Genomic DNA, 15,893 nt, shown 5'->3' with positions numbered 1-15,893 from the left:
AAAACACATAATTCCGCAATTGTCAATCCAATAAGTAATGCTAACGGCAAATGATTCCACCAGAACACCCTAAAGATTTATTCAAAAAACAAGGTGCCGAAAAAGGCCGGACAGTGGAACATGGGGTGTTCCAGCCCGATAGGACTCCAAGAAAGGAAGTGGGGAGTCTGGAGTTTGTCACCACACTTGTAGAAATTCCCTTTCATTGTTTTTCCGTCCAGAGAACCGACGGAATGCTGGAAGAAAGCGGAAACGGGAATAACCATGGCCAGTTCCCAGCTGCACTCGCCCAAACGTTCCTCGAAAGGTTCGCCGGCCAACGAGCTCCAACGTTTCACCATGCCCAGCACTTCCTGACTCACCGTAGGACGGCGCTCATTGACTGCACCTCCCTGAATCAGCAGCCTGCCGGCGCAGTTACATTCGAAATTGTAATAGCGGTCGTCACCTTCGGGAGATACGAAGAATTCCACACAAGCATCTTCCCATACCCGGCCATTGTCTCCGGAGGCCACTGCACGCACACTGGCTTCCTTCACTTTGTAGTGGAGCAGGATTTCGCGCCCCGTATGGGCTATGCGGAAACTCACTTCCGGCTTGTAGGGATAATCTTTCCAGTTGACCACATCAAGGGGCTGAAACTCTATCCCGTTCTCGTCCAGCAAGGACGGCACAGCCTCACCTTCCGGTGAAGCCGTACACATTACTTTCTTTACACACAAGCTCTTTCCACTCTGGGCATTGCAACAAACCATGCCTACCATTGAAAACACCAAGAGCAGAAGGAGTTTGCTCCCGTAATCTCTCACTATCATAAAACGTCCTTTCATTTCTTATTAGTAGAAGCCTTGTCTGCTACTGCTACATCCCAACCGGAAACAACGTCGCCGTAAAGATAGAATGTCACGTCAAAAGTAGTCTTGCTATTCTCATCCACCACTTGGTAGCAGCGTGTCGCGTCATAGGAATCCACCTCCTTGTACTCGCCCAATGCCAGCGGAGCCGGCTCTTCCTTGCCGGCAGCCTTGGCTATGATTTGCTGCATGCGTTCCTGCATCAGCTTCATAATGCCTTCATGCTTGAAGGGGTCGGGATCCGCCACTTCGGGATGGGTAGCCTTTATCACCCCGCCATTGGCGGCACGCACGGCTCTGACACTGTCCGTATAAGCCTTGAACTGCCTCTTCACCTCCGGAGAACGCAGTCCATGAATGGTAAATACGGCAATTCCCTGGGCGCCGTTGTTGAGAGCGGCATCCATGCATTCGAACATCATCGGGCCGTCGGTGGCGGTCATGCCGCAGTACAGTGTAGTCATATCGTTCTTGTCGCGTACATTCTCAACCGTACAGTCGGAAATGAAGCTGGCATCACCCGTATAGAAGGTATGGTAAACCATCGGGAACACGATGTCGAGATTCCATTTGCCCCAGTCCTGACGCACCATGCGTGAAGCCATCTTCGGGGTGGGGAACGGGGAGGCAGCCATTGTCTTGCCGTAGGAATGCACCACTTCGGCAATCATATTGGCCACTTCGGTTATCTGGTCGCAACGAAACTGGCGCCACTTCACATCGAGGGAAGGGTCTTCCTGCTCGCGGGGGTCATAACCGTACTGCTCCTTGAACAACCTGAGCATTTCCGGATGGTAACCGTAATCCCACGCAGCGTATTCACGGTCCTGCACAATGCCATAATGGGGCCACAAGGTGGTGGGAAGCACCACATCCACAAAACGATGATAGTCGATGGCAATGCCATTCAAGCCTTCCACTTCACAGTAGGCCTTGATTTTTTCCTTGATGAACTCGCGGACTTCGGGCAATGCCGGGCAGAGAAACTTGTAATAGCCTACATAGGCGGTAGTGTCTGCCAGGCTCTTGCCGTTACGATTCACGCTGAACCATTCGGGATGCTCCTTCAATATCTTGTCACGGTCGTGTTCCAGATTCATGGTCCATAACCAGGCATACACTTCGATTCCGTGTTTATGGGCAACTGGTATGGCAGCCCGGTAATCGTCGGGAGTCGGCGCATTCAGCATAATTCCATCCATGCCGATGTCGTTCATCACTTGGCAGATGGAGTCGAAGTTCATGCCGGGACGATAGTCCAGCCACGTCCAGAACATGGGATATTCCTTGGTTGTTTCCTTAGCTCCCTGCTGGCACGAGAACATGCCCAGCGCAAGGAACAGCAGCAAGAATGCAGGTAAAAAGCTCTTTTTCATTCTATCTAAATTTTAAGTTTAACATGCAGTTTTTCCATCACCCAGGTAACGCCGATTACCACAAAGGCAAAACAAAGGCAGTTGACCAGCCCCATGAATCCATGTGTGAACCAGTCCGGCAGGACAACACCGGTCACATCAGCAAAGCCATAGAAGACATAAGGTACCAGATAAGTGGTCAGCGTAGCCGTTCCGGCAGGGCGTATCAGGTTGAACCAACCTGTGACCTGATGGCTGACCAGATAGCCGAGCAGTGTGTAGAGCCCCACGGAAATGGCAGTCACATAGAACACCCAGGGAGGAGTGCCACCCATCTTGGCCACAATCCAGAAATGGTGTGTCCCAATTCCGACCAGCAGAAGCAGAACGGCAACCGTCAGCCCATTGCAGAGTTTCCAGCCGTCACCCTTGCCGGCATAGCGGGCGCTGAGAATGGAAAGGATGACACCTCCCATTGTAAATGCGGGCAAAGCCCCGTTGCCGATATGCAGAATGGACAACATGCCCTGATAGAAGTTGCGTTCGGGAAAGGCAAGGATAGCCTCACCGCCAAAGCCCTCGCGCAAAGGCGTACCCAGCAGGCATATCAGGATAAAGGCACCCCAGGCAGGCAGCAGATACTGCAACCGGTCACGGCTGAAGATATAGATTACGGCACATACCAGATAGGTCCAGCCGATGGAGCCCAATATTCCCCAATAGGCACCGAATGCACCTCCCTGCGGATTGCGGAACGTGAAGGCAAGGTAAAGGAGAACCAATACTCCGATTATTTTAAAAGCACGGAAAAGGTTCTTCTGAGTGCCGGAAGCCGGTTTCGGATATTGGTTCCACACACCGATAAAGCCTATGGCCATCAGGAACCAGTATACTCCTATCGGATAGGGAGCTTCCGGTGAAAGCCGGAACTCCGAGTTCGTTATAAACGCACCCATCACCAGCAAGGCAAAGGTGCGGGAAAGGATATGCCCCAAGGTGGACTCTGCCGAGAAGCCCTTGGCATATCTGCGCTCAATGGCGTAAGGTATGGACATTCCCACTGCAAACAAAAAGCAGGGGAATACAATATCCGCCAGTCCCATAAAATCCTCACCATAGACGGCATGTTCCAGCCAATGGGGTACGTCATGCACTTTCCAGAAGTCATTGACGAAAATCATGATGAACATGGTCAATGCCCTCAGCATGTCGATGGCCAGGTTGCGCCGTGAATAAACAGTCTTGTCACTCATATCATCTTGCTTTAGAATTCAGAAACCAACATCAGCCATCTGGCTGCCGAAGAGCCCCACACCTCTTTATAAGTAGCCGTATTGAACTGTGGCCAATAGGGCGTGTCCTCATTGAAATAGGACTGCATACCTACGGGTATCTCTCCTACCGTTTCTCCGGGCAATGCCGTGTAGAGCTGCGGATAGTTGCTGCCTTCCCCATAAATCATGGACTGTCCGAAAGGATTCCTGCCTACAACCCAGAAGAGCTGCTGTTCGGCAATGTCTTTCAGTTCCTTGTCCTTCAGTACCCTGGCACAGATAGCGGCAGCTTTACCGGTAGACAAATGTACGGCAATATTTCCCTTAAACGAGAACCAGACGGGGAATATGCGCAAATAATGCTCTTTATCCAGACGAATACCGTTTTCGAGTTGTTCCTCGAAATCCTTATCGGCACCGCTGCGAATCCCTACCTGAACGGCGTAGAAGTTGGCGGAATCCTTCACTTCATCTTTGTGATAGATGCCACTGGGCACCATTCCATAAGGATATACATACTTCATGATATTCTTCAGATAACCGCCATAGAGTTTCATGGCACGAATCCACTGCTCATACTCGGCATGACCGGACTGTGTCTCGCAAAGGGCGGCAAGGGCTTCCATATAGGCATAGTCGCGGGACTGGTGGGTATAGTGTACAATGGACTTCCTGGCCAAATCACGGTAGAAGAAGCCGCAGGTCTTGTCTTTGTCTTTCAGCGGTTCGGTGCGCTGGCACTGCAAGGTGTAGCGGATAGCCTTCACGGCCTCATCGGCATACTGCTGTTCGCCGGTCAGCTTGTAGAGCATGCTGGCTGCCCATGAAATATTGGCGTGATACTGGCTTTCGGATGCCATGGCGGCATGTCCCCCACCCTTCTTTATCAGTTCGGCAAAGCCCAACTCATTAAAGCGTTTCATGGCATAACCGAAGTCTTCCTTTGCAATCTTTTTCAGATTGCTCCTGAGGGCTTCATCCTTCTCAACCATCATGGAGGCATACGCTTCAATTCCTGCAAGCAGGAAGTTTTCCAAAGCTCCGTTATGGACAAGCAGTTCACGGCGGCCGGCATCGTCGTCGGTACCTACCTCACCGTCAGTCCATAGATTGGTACCCCACGTCTGTGCACGGTAACCATCGCCCAGCCGGGTCTTCATCACATAGTCCATTCCCCACAAAGCCTCTTCCATCAGGCGGTTGTACAAGTCGACATTGCCTTTTTCTTTGGCGCGTTCGGCCATCAAGAGCAAGGAATAGGCTATTTCTCCCGTCTGTAAGGTCTGTTGGGACATGTCGGCAGCATCGTGCCATCCTCCGTTTATAGGAATAATATGTCCGTTGTAAGTGGCATGCAAGTCATTATGACAAGCCCCGTGCTTTCCGGGAACGGGATAACCGCAACGTTCGCAAAACAGGAAGTTGACCATCCGCCAGGCAGAATCCTCCCACACATCCTTATGGATATAGAAAGGCAAGGTGGTGACATCCCCTACCTGAATGACGTAACGTCCCTGCGTCTTGAAGTCGGAAAAGTCTATCGTCTCGAACTCTCCCAGACCGGTCTTTTCCTTACGGATGGGGCCGGTATAGACAATGGCCTGCGTCGCGGCATCCTTCAACTGGAACTGTCCGCCGTGCTTTTCCACATTGACAATGGCGCTCTTGGGACTCTCTATGCCATAACCAGTAGTAGAGAAGATGATGCGGTTTTGTGCGGGCATCCAGCCTTTCACGGTTTCCGGATTCTCCACTTTCTGCAATTCCACGGCATCCACATCGAAACGGAGGGAATCTCCCATAGTGCGTTCCTTGCCGAACACTTCGATAGCAAATGAAATCTTGGTCACCTTGTCGCGCGCCAGCCCGGACATCTCGACGAAACATTCGTTCCATTGGTTGTTTTTCAAGTTGATTTCGTGGTATCCTTCCCGACCGTAAATGTCGGGTACTTTTATTTCTCCGTCATTTTCCACATAGAGGTTCAGGTAAATGCTGCGTGCCCCTTCGCACGTGGGATAGATATAGAACTTCAGACGGTTGTAACCTTCCCAGTTCACACCTCCTATATCATAAGAGGCCATGCAAGTGCCACGTCCCAACCCCCAGCCGAGAATCTTCTCCGGATGGGCAGGAGCTTCCAGACGCAGGCTATGCTTGCCAGACTTGCTCCGTTCATCAGTCAAACCAATCTTACCGATGCCCTTGTGCGACCATTTGGAGAAATCCTCCATATCACACAGCATCATAGTTTCCAACACTTTCTTTTTCAAGCCGAATGTCTCGAAAGCCTTTGTCTCGTCGAGCGGCAACGGACTGTGCACGTAACCCGTACTGACGATGTCGGCTTTCAACTTTTCATCTACTTGGGCATGAAGCCAAACAACCGGGGTACAAAGCAGACCGGTCAACAAGCAGAGAGGTTTAATGATATTCCTCATATACAGTAAATAAGTTTAATTCAATTTTTCGCACGAAACTTGTTCTTTTCAGCTAACATAAATCAAGCTACAATATTAAGCAAGAATAGTCAGACAGAGGTTTAAACTCTATCTGAAGATATTTGAAATCTATCAAAATAAAATGATTCCCTTTCAAGAGATTAAGGAGGTATGCCGAAGTTGTCTCCGGCATACCTTTTACTCAGTAAGGATATCAGAAATTCGATTTGTTCACATCCCAGAATACACGGGTTGCCGCATTATCAGGACCACCAAGCATTTCGACAGCTTTGGCATAACCGGTAGGATTATTGTCCTTTTCATTAATGGTGAAAGGCAAACGACGTGGTCCAAGGTCAGTATCAATTTCACCCTGGCTGTAATTTACCATCACTGGGAATAGTTTAGGATAACCGGTACGACGCAACTCGGCCCAACCGTTCATACCTTCGGGATAGACAGCAATCCAGCGCTGTGTAGCAATCTTGGCAAATTTCTCCTCGTTGCTCAAAGACTCATCCCATTGAGCGGTCACCTTGCTTTGACCTTCGATACTGGCTGCCGGAATAATAGGATCCACATAAGCAGCAGCAGTAGTAGTGCCACTCAAATAATCGCCTACAGCAGCTCCCCATTGTTCAAACGAAGCCTTCACTCCCTTCTCGTACAAATCCTTAGCAGTACCTTTACCATTCACATTCCAACCACGCAGGGCAGCTTCAGCTTCCAGAAGAATCGTTTCACCGGCAGTAGCCAAAATAGCCGGAGACGTTGCAACCAGATTAGGTTTGCTCACAATCGCCTTGTAATTATCCGAGTTCTTGCCCTCTTCCAAACCTTTCACACCATTACGGATACCGAAGAAATCACCGTCAGCATTTGTTGTGGCATACTTTTCCAAACGGGCATCATTCATCCCTCCCAGCAGAGAGGGAATATTGGCATTGAGCACACAGTCGCCATAGCTGAAGGCCAGGCCGTAAAGCGGGTTCACATAACCGTTTCCAGCAATACCAAAATTCGCATCATTGGTTTCAATCAGCCCATTACTATCATTCATGGCAGCCTCAGCCTCGCTCTTTGCCCATGCAGCGTCGTATTTCACGATACGCATGGCCAGACGCAAACGGATAGTATTACACAATTTGGCCCATTTATTGAGGTCACCCCCATAAGCATAGTCAAACGGAGCGAACGAAGCCACATCTTTGTCCTTCACTGCACGCAGTTCATCAGCAGCCTCCCTCAGTTCTTCAAAGAACTTCTTGTAAACATCCTGCCCGGAATCATAAGTACCACCTGTAGCCGATTCACCATAATGAGTATAGATAATACACCCGTATTGATCGGCCAAACGAGACATGGCTATCACACGACAAATGGTATTGATGGCTGCGAAATGGGAATATGTCTCCATGTCTTTCTCACATTTGCGCGTAATTTTAAGACTCTGGGACATCACATGATTATAAGCATAATCCCAGCAGTTATCATTCCATCCGGCATTCATCGCATAAGTAATGTTATTTACATTACCTGCAAAGGCAGTAGCCGTACTTACATAGCCCGACCACATATCCGCATTCAGATTCTGTATCAGCTGATATTCCCACGGATTAGTACCACCGCCATTATTATAATAGATGGACTGCATCATCGGAATAAAATGCATGCCTATATAGTTGTTGTCCTGCTTCAATTCTTCGTCACTTACTCCTTTCGGGTTGGTATTCAAGTCATCGAATGCACCGGTACATGCGGTAAACATGGAAGCTGCCAGCAACGCAGTTGCCGTATATTTCAATATATTCTTCATAATTATAAGTCTATTTAAAAGTTAACCTTCAAGTTGAAACCTATCGAACGGTTGGTAGGCATACCAAACACATCGACACCCTGCAAACGGTTGCTGGTAGACAGCATACCATCGGGATCATAAGGAGCATTGTTCTTGAAGAAGAACAAGTTACGGCCCACCAGCGAAATTTGTGCACTCTTGATAACACCAATCTTAGTCAGCCATGCCTGGGGCAGATTGTATCCTATGGAAAGTTCGCGCAAACGAATATTAGTGGCACTGTAAGTATAGTACTCTGTCACACCGGCACGTCCGCCCACCAGATTATAAAAATCTTGTATAGCCTGCTCTCCGGATATCTTATGCCCTTCGAGCATCACATATCCACGGTCACGTGCATCACCGGTAGCCTTGCTCACACCTTGCTGGTCAAGGTCGGCTTCTGTCAGTGACATCACTTTACCACCAAAGCGTCCGTCAATAAGGAAATACAACGAGAAGTCTTTCCAGGTAAGCGTATTGCTCCATCCTAAATTGAAATCAGGATTTGAGTTACCCAGCTTTTTAGGATCGGATTTGTTCACCAATGGCAGACCGTCATCGCCAAACTTGATTTTACCGTTATCATCACGTTCAAAAGTTGTTCCGTAGAAGTCGCCGAACGAACCACCTACTTCCAGACGGCTCCATACATTATTACTCTCACCGCCACTGAATTGGAAATATCCCAATGCTTCACCGGCCAATGCTTTGGCTTCGTTCTTGTTGGTGGCAAAGTTAACGCCGGTTTTCCAACGGAAACTATTGGTCATCACCGGAGTGGCGTTCATCATAATTTCTATACCACTGTTCTGAATGTCACCTGCATTTACATAATAGGTATTATACTCTGAACCGGAAGGAGCGGGCAAGGTGAAGAGCTGGTTCTTTGTATTCGTCTTGTAGTAAGTAAAATCAAACTCCAAGCGGCTGTCAAAGAAGCGCCATTCGGTTCCAAATTCCAGAGAAGTCGTCTTTTCAGGTTTCAACTCATCAAAAGGAGAAGTTGTATTAAAGCTGATACTGCCGTTCTTTGTAATCGTATTAAGTGGATTGGAGAGATAGGTATCCAAACCGTTACCTACTTGTGACCATGCACCACGGATTTTCCCAAGACTAATCCAGGAAGGCAACTTCAAAGTTTCGTTGAGCAACCAGGTAAGACCTACTGACGGATAGAAAAAGCCCTTGTTCTTATACTTGGTATAGGCCAAGGTAGAAGTCCAGTCATTACGTGCCGTCACGTCAAGGAAAAGCTGGTCTTTTAAACCAATCTGACCGGTAAAGAACACGCTCTGGCTTTGTGTATGTTTTCTCCAATCACTCAAAGAGCCTGCATTGAGAGTCACATTCTGCATCGTAAATACATTGGGAATGGAGAGTGTACCCGGATAGGAATCGAAACCGGTTCCATTGCCATTATAATCATTGATACTGCCACCGACTGATGCATTAAAGCTGAAATTCTCGAACTGTTGTTGATACGTAAAGAGGACATCTCCATAAGTAGAAAGTTCACTTTGCTCATTATAGCTGTAACGGCCATTGGTTCCGGTTCCAGCAGCATTCATACCGCAGAGGATAGGGCTGGTACCTGCATACATACGGGTATTGTCTTTATCCACTATATAGTCGGCGCTACCACGAGCCTGGATACTGAAATAATCGTTAATCTGGTATTTCACACTCAGGTTTATCAAAGTACGGTACCTCGTATCTTCATTAGGCACTTTGTTGATAAGCCAATAAGGATTTTGCTCCATATCGGTTCCGGAAGTCTTATACCAGTTTTGATCCATAATATTACGTCCGGTATTCAACACTTGATAGTTATCCTTGTAGTAGTTAAAATCTTTACCACCCTCTACACCACCACGCGGGAAGTGGTACAAACCGACCAAAGGATTCATATAATAACCTCCTGAAGTGGTACGGTTGTTTCCTTTCTGATACATGGCATTGACGTTGGCATCGACCGTCAACTTATTATTGAAGAAATTTGCTGTTTCGCGGAAATTAAAGTTATGTTTCACCAAACGGTTGCCTTCTACCACACCCTTGCCGTAAGTATTGGCATAGGAGAAATAAGTCTGCATAGCCTTTGAACCCATACTTAAAGAAAGAGAGTTAATAGTGGTAACACCCGTCTTGAAGAAATCGTCAGTATAGTCGGGACTACCGTTTATCTTACCGCCCCAGCTGGTCGTTTGGCCGGTATAATGATTCTGGAATTCGGGAATACCATAGGCAGCCATATCAAAAGTGGTATTGGTATTGAAAGAAATGCTGGCACGACCTTCTTTACCTCTTTTGGTATTGATGATTACCACACCGTTGGCAGCCGAGCTACCATACAAAGCGGCTGCCGCAGGACCTTTCAAGATATTCATACTCTCAATATCATCGGGATTCAAATTGGAGATACCGTCGCCACGGTCGTAGTTACCACTGTCATTATCACCACCAATGGTAGTTGAAGTATTTTCGTTAGTGGAGGAACCGAACGGCACCCCGTCTATCACGTAAAGAGGCTGATTATTACCGCTTACAGAACGGTTACCACGGATGATGACCTTGGAAGAACCACCCAGACCGGAAGAACTCTTGTTGATTTGCACACCTGCCGTCTTACCGGCCAGCGCATTCATCATGTTGGGGTCCTTGGCACGAACCAATTCGTCGCCGTTCACCACTTGAGTAGAGTAAGTCAGTGATTTTTCTTTCTTTGCAATACCCAATGCCGTTACCACCACTTCATCCAGCAGCTTGGCATCATTCTTTAATGTGACTCTTATCGTTCCCGGAGTGATGGGAACTTCTTGTGTTATCATACCTACGAAAGACACTTGCAGTGTCGTGGCACCTGCGGGTGCATCTGTAATAGTGAATTTGCCGTCTAAATCTGTTACGGCTCCGGTAGTACTTCCTTTTACCAATACGGAAGCTCCGATAATCGGTTCATTGTCTTCAGCTGAAATAACGATACCGGTAATGGGGGAATTTTGGGCTGCTACCCAGCTAATGGCCGCCATCAGGCAAACCAAGGTTAGCATAAGTCTTTTTTTCATAAGCTGTTTTTCGGAAAATAAATATTAGATTAAATATGTGTTAAGTTAATAAACAGATTCTCGGAAATCTGTTATCCCGATCGGCCAGTCTGATTGACTGTTCCTCTCATTTCTTCTTCTTTGTATGCTTCATAGGCTATTAGTATGTTACGGTTAATATTTAAGCTTATCCAAATGTCTTTATTCTGCAGATTTCTTTCAAGCTCTCGTATATAAAACCGGGGGCACAACCGCAACCCTATCGGAAAAGGATGATTTATTTGCTAATAAAAGTTAATGAAGAAAAGCTGCTGGCAGAACCGGTGCTTTATTGCATGGTTTTAAGCAGATTACGGCATCACCCTTCTCTCCCTCGCCTAAGAGTGAGGCTTTCATTATCTACAAGAGAATCCCCCCCGGCACCGCGGCAAATTAACCTCTCCATTGCGACAAACTAACTATTTTCTCGCATCTCATTATTCTTATCACAGTCATGTTAGTTTCTTACAACAGCTGTATTCTTTTCTTATAACAGCTGTGTTCTTTTCTTACAACAGCTGTTGTAAGAATAATAAGAAGCATAAAAACTGCCAGTCAGCAGTATACAGATGATTAGTTTCTCGCAGTGCAGGGGGTAGTTTCTTTCTGTTCAGAAGAAGGAGATAAAAAAACAGACCGTCCGGCCCGGAATGAAAAAGATTCACCCCAGGTCAGACGGTTATAAACAAAAAAACAAAGTTTTATTCTTCGTACATCTTATCAATCAGCTCCTTGTAGTTCTTTGCCACAACAGAACGTTTCAGCTTCAGCGTATTCGTCAGTTCCCCACGCTCCATACTGAATGGTTCCGGCAGAAGTGTGAAACGCTTCACTTGCTCATAATGGGCAAATTGCTGCTGCAAGGTATCGATACGGGCACGGAACAACGCCTGTATCTTGGGATGTTGCAGTAACTCATCCATATTGCCGTATGCAATGTCTTTCTCCTTGGCATAATCCTTCACAAAGCCATAAACGGGAACTATCAAAGCGGAAACAAACTTACGCTCATCGGCAATGACAGCAATCTGGTCAATGTAACGGTCAATAGCCAGCTTCGTTTCTAATGCCTGCGGCGAAATGTATTTTCCGTTAGAGGTCTTGAACAAGTCTTTGATACGCTCCGTCAGATACAGATGACTATCCTTCAAATAACCGGCATCACCCGTGTGGAACCAACCGTCACGGTCGATGGCAGCAGCCGTTGCCTCCGGTTTCTTGTAGTATCCGGTAGTGATAGTCTTACCACGAAGAAGTATCTCGTTATTCTCGCCAATCTTCACCTCCACATCAGGCATCACCGTACCTACGGAACCAATCTCATAGCCTTCGTTGAGGAAGCAGGAAACGGTAGCCGTAGATTCCGTCAGACCATAGCCCACCACCATGTTTATACCTACAGAATGCACAAACTCGCAGATTTCATCGGGCACAGCAGCACCTGCCGTAGGGAAGAAATTACCGTTCTCAATACCTATCGTCTTCTTCAGCAGAGCATAAATGGTCTTTTCGTAGAACTTGTATTTCAGATGAAGCATCATCGGAGGAGTCTTTCCTTGACGCACATAATCAATGTTATGCGTCCTGCCCACCTTGATGGCATCCAACATCATCGCCTTACGCAGACCGGTTTCCTGGGAAATCTTCTCCTGCACACCGGCATAGACTTTCTCCCAAAAACGGGGTACACTGCACATCAGTGTAGGACGTATCTCTTTAATAGTAGTCTGTATATCTTGTGGACGGAGATTGATGCAGACCTGCACCCCCCGGTGTATACAAAGGTAGGTCCATGCCTTTTCGAATACATGGGTCAGCGGAAGGAAGTTCATGGAAACATCCTGGTCTGTTATGAAAGGCAATCGGATATCATGAATGCGGAAAGCCTCTCTATAATTGAAATGATGGAGCATGACACCTTTCGGCTCACCGGTAGTACCGGAAGTATAAAGGATATTGGCGAGGTCATCATCTGAGGCAGCTGCTATACGTTCTTCTACAATGGCATTGTGCTGCAACTCTTCATCCATTGCCATAAATTCATCAAAATAGATGGAAGTCATGTCGCGCGGATCTTTCACCACAGCACGGTCGAAGATGATGAGCTGCTGCAGAGACTGGCAAAATCCGAACACACTGAAAGCGGCATCGTACTGGAACTGCTCGCCTACAAACAGATAACGTATCTGTGCATCGTTGATGATATACTGTGCCTGAGCCGGTGAGCTGGTAGCATACAAAGGTATAGTCACCGCCCGGTTGGCGAATGCACCGAAATCAGTAAAGAGACATTCGGGTTTATTCTGCGAGAAGATACCGATATTCTCTTGCGGCTCTATTCCCAAAGCCACCATTGCATTGGCAGTCCGGCGTACAGTCTGTGAGAACTCTTTCCAAGAGATGGGTATCCATTGTGCAGTTTCATAGTCTCTGTATTTCAGGGCTATTTTGTCTCCATACTTCTCTGCCTGGCGGTGCACCAGAACAGACAAATGATGATAAGTCATAACTTTTGATATTGGTAAATACGGTACAAAGGTAGTGGTTTCATTTGAAACTAATCCGATATTAGCGGGTAATTATTCAATATGGGTACTCCTTTCCGTTTTTTATTCGTAAGTTTGCAGCAGGATTATTTATTTACCGAATATGATTTACGATATACCGACTTTAACTTCCGAAGCAATCGGATTGCTCAAATCACTGATAGCCATTCCTTCCTTGAGCCGCGACGAGGAGAAAGCGGCGGATTATCTGCAGAACTATATCGAAATGCAAGGCATGGAAACAGGACGTAAAGGCAACAATGTATGGTGCCTCAGCCCGATGTTCGACCTAAAGAAACCGACCTTGCTGCTGAATTCCCATATCGACACCGTAAAACCCGTCAACGGGTGGCGGAAAGATCCTTTCAAACCAACGCTGGAAAGTAATGGAAAGCTCTACGGGCTGGGCAGCAACGATGCCGGAGCCAGTGTAGTCAGCCTGCTGCAAGTATTCCTGACATTGTGCCGCACCACTCAGGCCTACAATCTGATATATCTTGCCTCGTGTGAGGAAGAAGTATCAGGCAAGGGGGGAATAGAATGCGTATTGCCGGAACTCCCTCCCATACAGTTTGCCATTGTAGGCGAGCCGACAGAGATGCAACCTGCCATTGCAGAAAAAGGATTGATGGTGCTGGACGTAACTGCTACCGGAAAATCGGGACATGCTGCCCGAAACGAGGGAGATAATGCTATATATAAGGTATTGGATGATATTGCCTGGTTTCGTGATTACCGTTTTCCAAAAGAATCTTCCCTGTTGGGTCCCGTGAAAATGAGCGTAACCATGGTAAACGCCGGTACACAGCATAACGTCATTCCCGACCGTTGTACTTTTGTCGTAGACATTCGCAGCAACGAGTGTTATAGCAATCAGGAGCTATTCGATGAAATACAGAAACACATCATGTGTGAAGCCAAAGCCCGCTCCTTCCGGCTAAGCTCTTCACACGTAGCTCCGGAGCATCCGGTAGTGCAAAAGGCTATTACCATGAAACGTACTCCTTTCGGCTCACCGACCTTGTCCGACCAGGCACTGATGCCGTTCCCTTCTCTAAAGATGGGACCAGGGAAAAGTGCCCGTTCACACACTGCCGATGAATTTATCTTTGTCAAGGAGATAGAGGAGGCGATAGGAATGTATTTGGAGTTGCTGGAAGGAGTGAAAATTTAAATTATCATTATCTGTTCAGCCACGGCTCCGGATTCAGTTTTTCCTTCTCTTTCCTCAATTGGAAATGTAGCACCGTACGACCATTGTCGGCCCCATCCGAGAAGATTTGTCCGAGGGTCTGTTTGGTGGTAACATCATCGCCCTGCTTCACCGAGGCCGATGACAAGTTGCAATAGACGGATATATAATTCCCGTGACGGACAAGGATATTGAACAGTCCGTTCAGTTTAAAGACAGCCGCCACTTTACCATTGAAGATGGCGCGGGCTTGGGCACCCGGTTTCCCTTGTATATCGATGCCTTTATTGTCCAGCTTGACATTGCGCAAACCTTCTACAGAATACTGGCCGTAATGGCTGGTAATGATATACGCTCCAGTGATGGGCATCGGCAGCTTACCGCGATTATTAGCAAAATTCCCGGATAATTCACGGTCTGCCTTACTCATGGAGTAAGTATCCAAAGGCTGTGCCTTTGGCTTTGCGGACGTAGAGGCAGTCGCAGTTTTCTCACCAGCCTTTTTACGTGCGGCTGCCTCACGGCGCGCTTCTTCTGCCGCACGTTTACGCGCTTTCTCTATCTCTTCCGCTATCAGGCGGTCAATGCGTGCATTGAGCTGATTGGCTTCACGGCGTTTCTTATTCAGTTCGTTCTGCAATCCCCGCTGTTTCTTTTTCAGATTGGCCACCAACAACTTCTGTTCCTTCTCCTGCGCTTCCAGCTTGACTTTCTCCTCTTCACGTTCTTTCAGCAATCCTTCCTTGGCAGCCTTCACTTGCTGAAGCTCAGCCTTCTTACGGTTCAGCTGTTCCTGCTTTTTCAACACCTCCTCGCCTTGCAGGCGCTGATAAGTGGCATATTCGCGTACATAACGCATGCGTCGATAGGTCTGTGCCAGGCTCTTGGCAGAGAAAATGAACATCAGCTTCTCTTCAATGGAACGGTTCTTATACAAATATTGGACGGACGATTCATATTTCTTCTTCTTGTCCTTTAGGTCACGTTGCAAGCGAGTCAACTGACGTCCCAATGAAGACAACTCGCGCTCTATGGATTCCACATCATTATTGATAGTCAGAATATAACGTCTGCGTTCTTCTATCTGTCCGGTCAGTGCAGCAAGACCTTTCAACTGGCTTCCCACATCCTTCTTGGTGGTTATCAACAGCGTCTCCGACTCTACTATCTGTTTCTGCAAGGCACCACGCTTGCTTTCCAGTTCCTTAATCAGCTTGTTGGACTGGGCAAAGAGCGGAGAAACCGGCAAAAGGAGGAGAAAGAAGAAAAGGAGAAGCTTCATAAGTTATAAGGGATTATCCAACAACT

9 protein-coding genes are annotated in these 15,893 nt (G+C 47.4%); 1 reads left to right on the top strand and 8 read right to left on the bottom strand.

Translation table 11 applies throughout. The features are described from left to right. Window positions 1-77: 77 nt before the first annotated feature. The 7 genes from DWY57_RS04720 to DWY57_RS04690 all read right to left on the bottom strand — a co-directional run bounded on the left by DWY57_RS04720 (window position 78) and on the right by DWY57_RS04690 (window position 13,354). Window positions 78-830, bottom strand: a complete 753-nt coding sequence (locus DWY57_RS04720; RefSeq protein WP_119961404.1) for a carbohydrate-binding family 9-like protein — start codon at window positions 828-830, stop codon at window positions 78-80. Next, window positions 827-2,230: a family 10 glycosylhydrolase gene (locus DWY57_RS04715; RefSeq protein ID WP_005830352.1), complete on the bottom strand. Its 1,404-nt coding sequence runs from the start codon at window positions 2,228-2,230 to the stop codon at window positions 827-829. Before DWY57_RS04715 ends, DWY57_RS04720 begins: the two co-directional genes overlap by 4 nt. A 5-nt stretch (window positions 2,231-2,235) precedes the next feature. Next, complete coding sequence (locus DWY57_RS04710) at window positions 2,236-3,462, bottom strand: DUF5009 domain-containing protein (RefSeq protein WP_117964726.1); 1,227 nt, start codon at window positions 3,460-3,462, stop codon at window positions 2,236-2,238. A gap of 11 nt (window positions 3,463-3,473) precedes the next feature. Then, window positions 3,474-5,924, bottom strand: coding sequence for a glycoside hydrolase family 9 protein (locus DWY57_RS04705; RefSeq protein WP_119961403.1), 2,451 nt, complete (start codon window positions 5,922-5,924; stop codon window positions 3,474-3,476). Window positions 5,925-6,138: 214 nt separating this feature from the next. Beyond that, window positions 6,139-7,740 carry a SusD/RagB family nutrient-binding outer membrane lipoprotein gene (locus tag DWY57_RS04700; protein ID WP_016272451.1) on the bottom strand — a complete coding sequence of 534 codons (1,602 nt, stop codon included), beginning with the start codon at window positions 7,738-7,740 and terminating at the stop codon, window positions 6,139-6,141. 14 nt (window positions 7,741-7,754) lie between these two features. Beyond that, window positions 7,755-10,829, bottom strand: coding sequence for a SusC/RagA family TonB-linked outer membrane protein (locus tag DWY57_RS04695; RefSeq protein ID WP_117703849.1), 3,075 nt, complete (start codon window positions 10,827-10,829; stop codon window positions 7,755-7,757). Between the two features lie 719 nt (window positions 10,830-11,548). Further along, on the bottom strand, window positions 11,549-13,354 hold the full coding sequence (locus DWY57_RS04690; RefSeq protein ID WP_119961402.1) for an AMP-dependent synthetase/ligase: 1,806 nt from the start codon (window positions 13,352-13,354) through the stop codon (window positions 11,549-11,551). 142 nt (window positions 13,355-13,496) lie between these two features. On the opposite strand from DWY57_RS04690, the gene DWY57_RS04685 reads away from it, so the two are divergent. Continuing rightward, on the top strand, window positions 13,497-14,567 hold the full coding sequence (locus tag DWY57_RS04685; protein ID WP_119961401.1) for a M20 family metallo-hydrolase: 1,071 nt from the start codon (window positions 13,497-13,499) through the stop codon (window positions 14,565-14,567). Between the two features lie 7 nt (window positions 14,568-14,574). Here the strand turns inward: DWY57_RS04685 and DWY57_RS04680 are convergent, their stop codons facing one another. Then, complete coding sequence (locus DWY57_RS04680; protein ID WP_117964718.1) at window positions 14,575-15,867, bottom strand: peptidoglycan DD-metalloendopeptidase family protein; 1,293 nt, start codon at window positions 15,865-15,867, stop codon at window positions 14,575-14,577. Between the last annotated feature and the right edge of the window lie 26 nt (window positions 15,868-15,893).

This window comes from Bacteroides sp. AF25-5LB, assembly GCF_003602965.1.
GTDB classification, from domain to species: domain Bacteria; phylum Bacteroidota; class Bacteroidia; order Bacteroidales; family Bacteroidaceae; genus Bacteroides; species Bacteroides uniformis.
The sequence above is the reverse complement of the archived record's forward strand: the minus strand, read 5'-3'. Positions and strand labels throughout refer to the sequence as shown.

Excerpts from the sequence above, each read along its gene's own strand:
- DWY57_RS04685 (WP_119961401.1), top strand. The coding sequence starts at position 13,497 with ATGATTTACGATATACCGACTTTAACTTCCGAAGCAATCGGATTGCTC.
- DWY57_RS04710 (WP_117964726.1), bottom strand. The coding sequence starts at position 3,462 with ATGAGTGACAAGACTGTTTATTCACGGCGCAACCTGGCCATCGACATG.
- DWY57_RS04695 (WP_117703849.1), bottom strand. The coding sequence starts at position 10,829 with ATGAAAAAAAGACTTATGCTAACCTTGGTTTGCCTGATGGCGGCCATT.
- DWY57_RS04700 (WP_016272451.1), bottom strand. The coding sequence starts at position 7,740 with ATGAAGAATATATTGAAATATACGGCAACTGCGTTGCTGGCAGCTTCC.
- DWY57_RS04715 (WP_005830352.1), bottom strand. The coding sequence starts at position 2,230 with ATGAAAAAGAGCTTTTTACCTGCATTCTTGCTGCTGTTCCTTGCGCTG.
- DWY57_RS04720 (WP_119961404.1), bottom strand. The coding sequence starts at position 830 with ATGAAAGGACGTTTTATGATAGTGAGAGATTACGGGAGCAAACTCCTT.
- DWY57_RS04680 (WP_117964718.1), bottom strand. The coding sequence starts at position 15,867 with ATGAAGCTTCTCCTTTTCTTCTTTCTCCTCCTTTTGCCGGTTTCTCCG.
- DWY57_RS04705 (WP_119961403.1), bottom strand. The coding sequence starts at position 5,924 with ATGAGGAATATCATTAAACCTCTCTGCTTGTTGACCGGTCTGCTTTGT.
- DWY57_RS04690 (WP_119961402.1), bottom strand. The coding sequence starts at position 13,354 with ATGACTTATCATCATTTGTCTGTTCTGGTGCACCGCCAGGCAGAGAAG.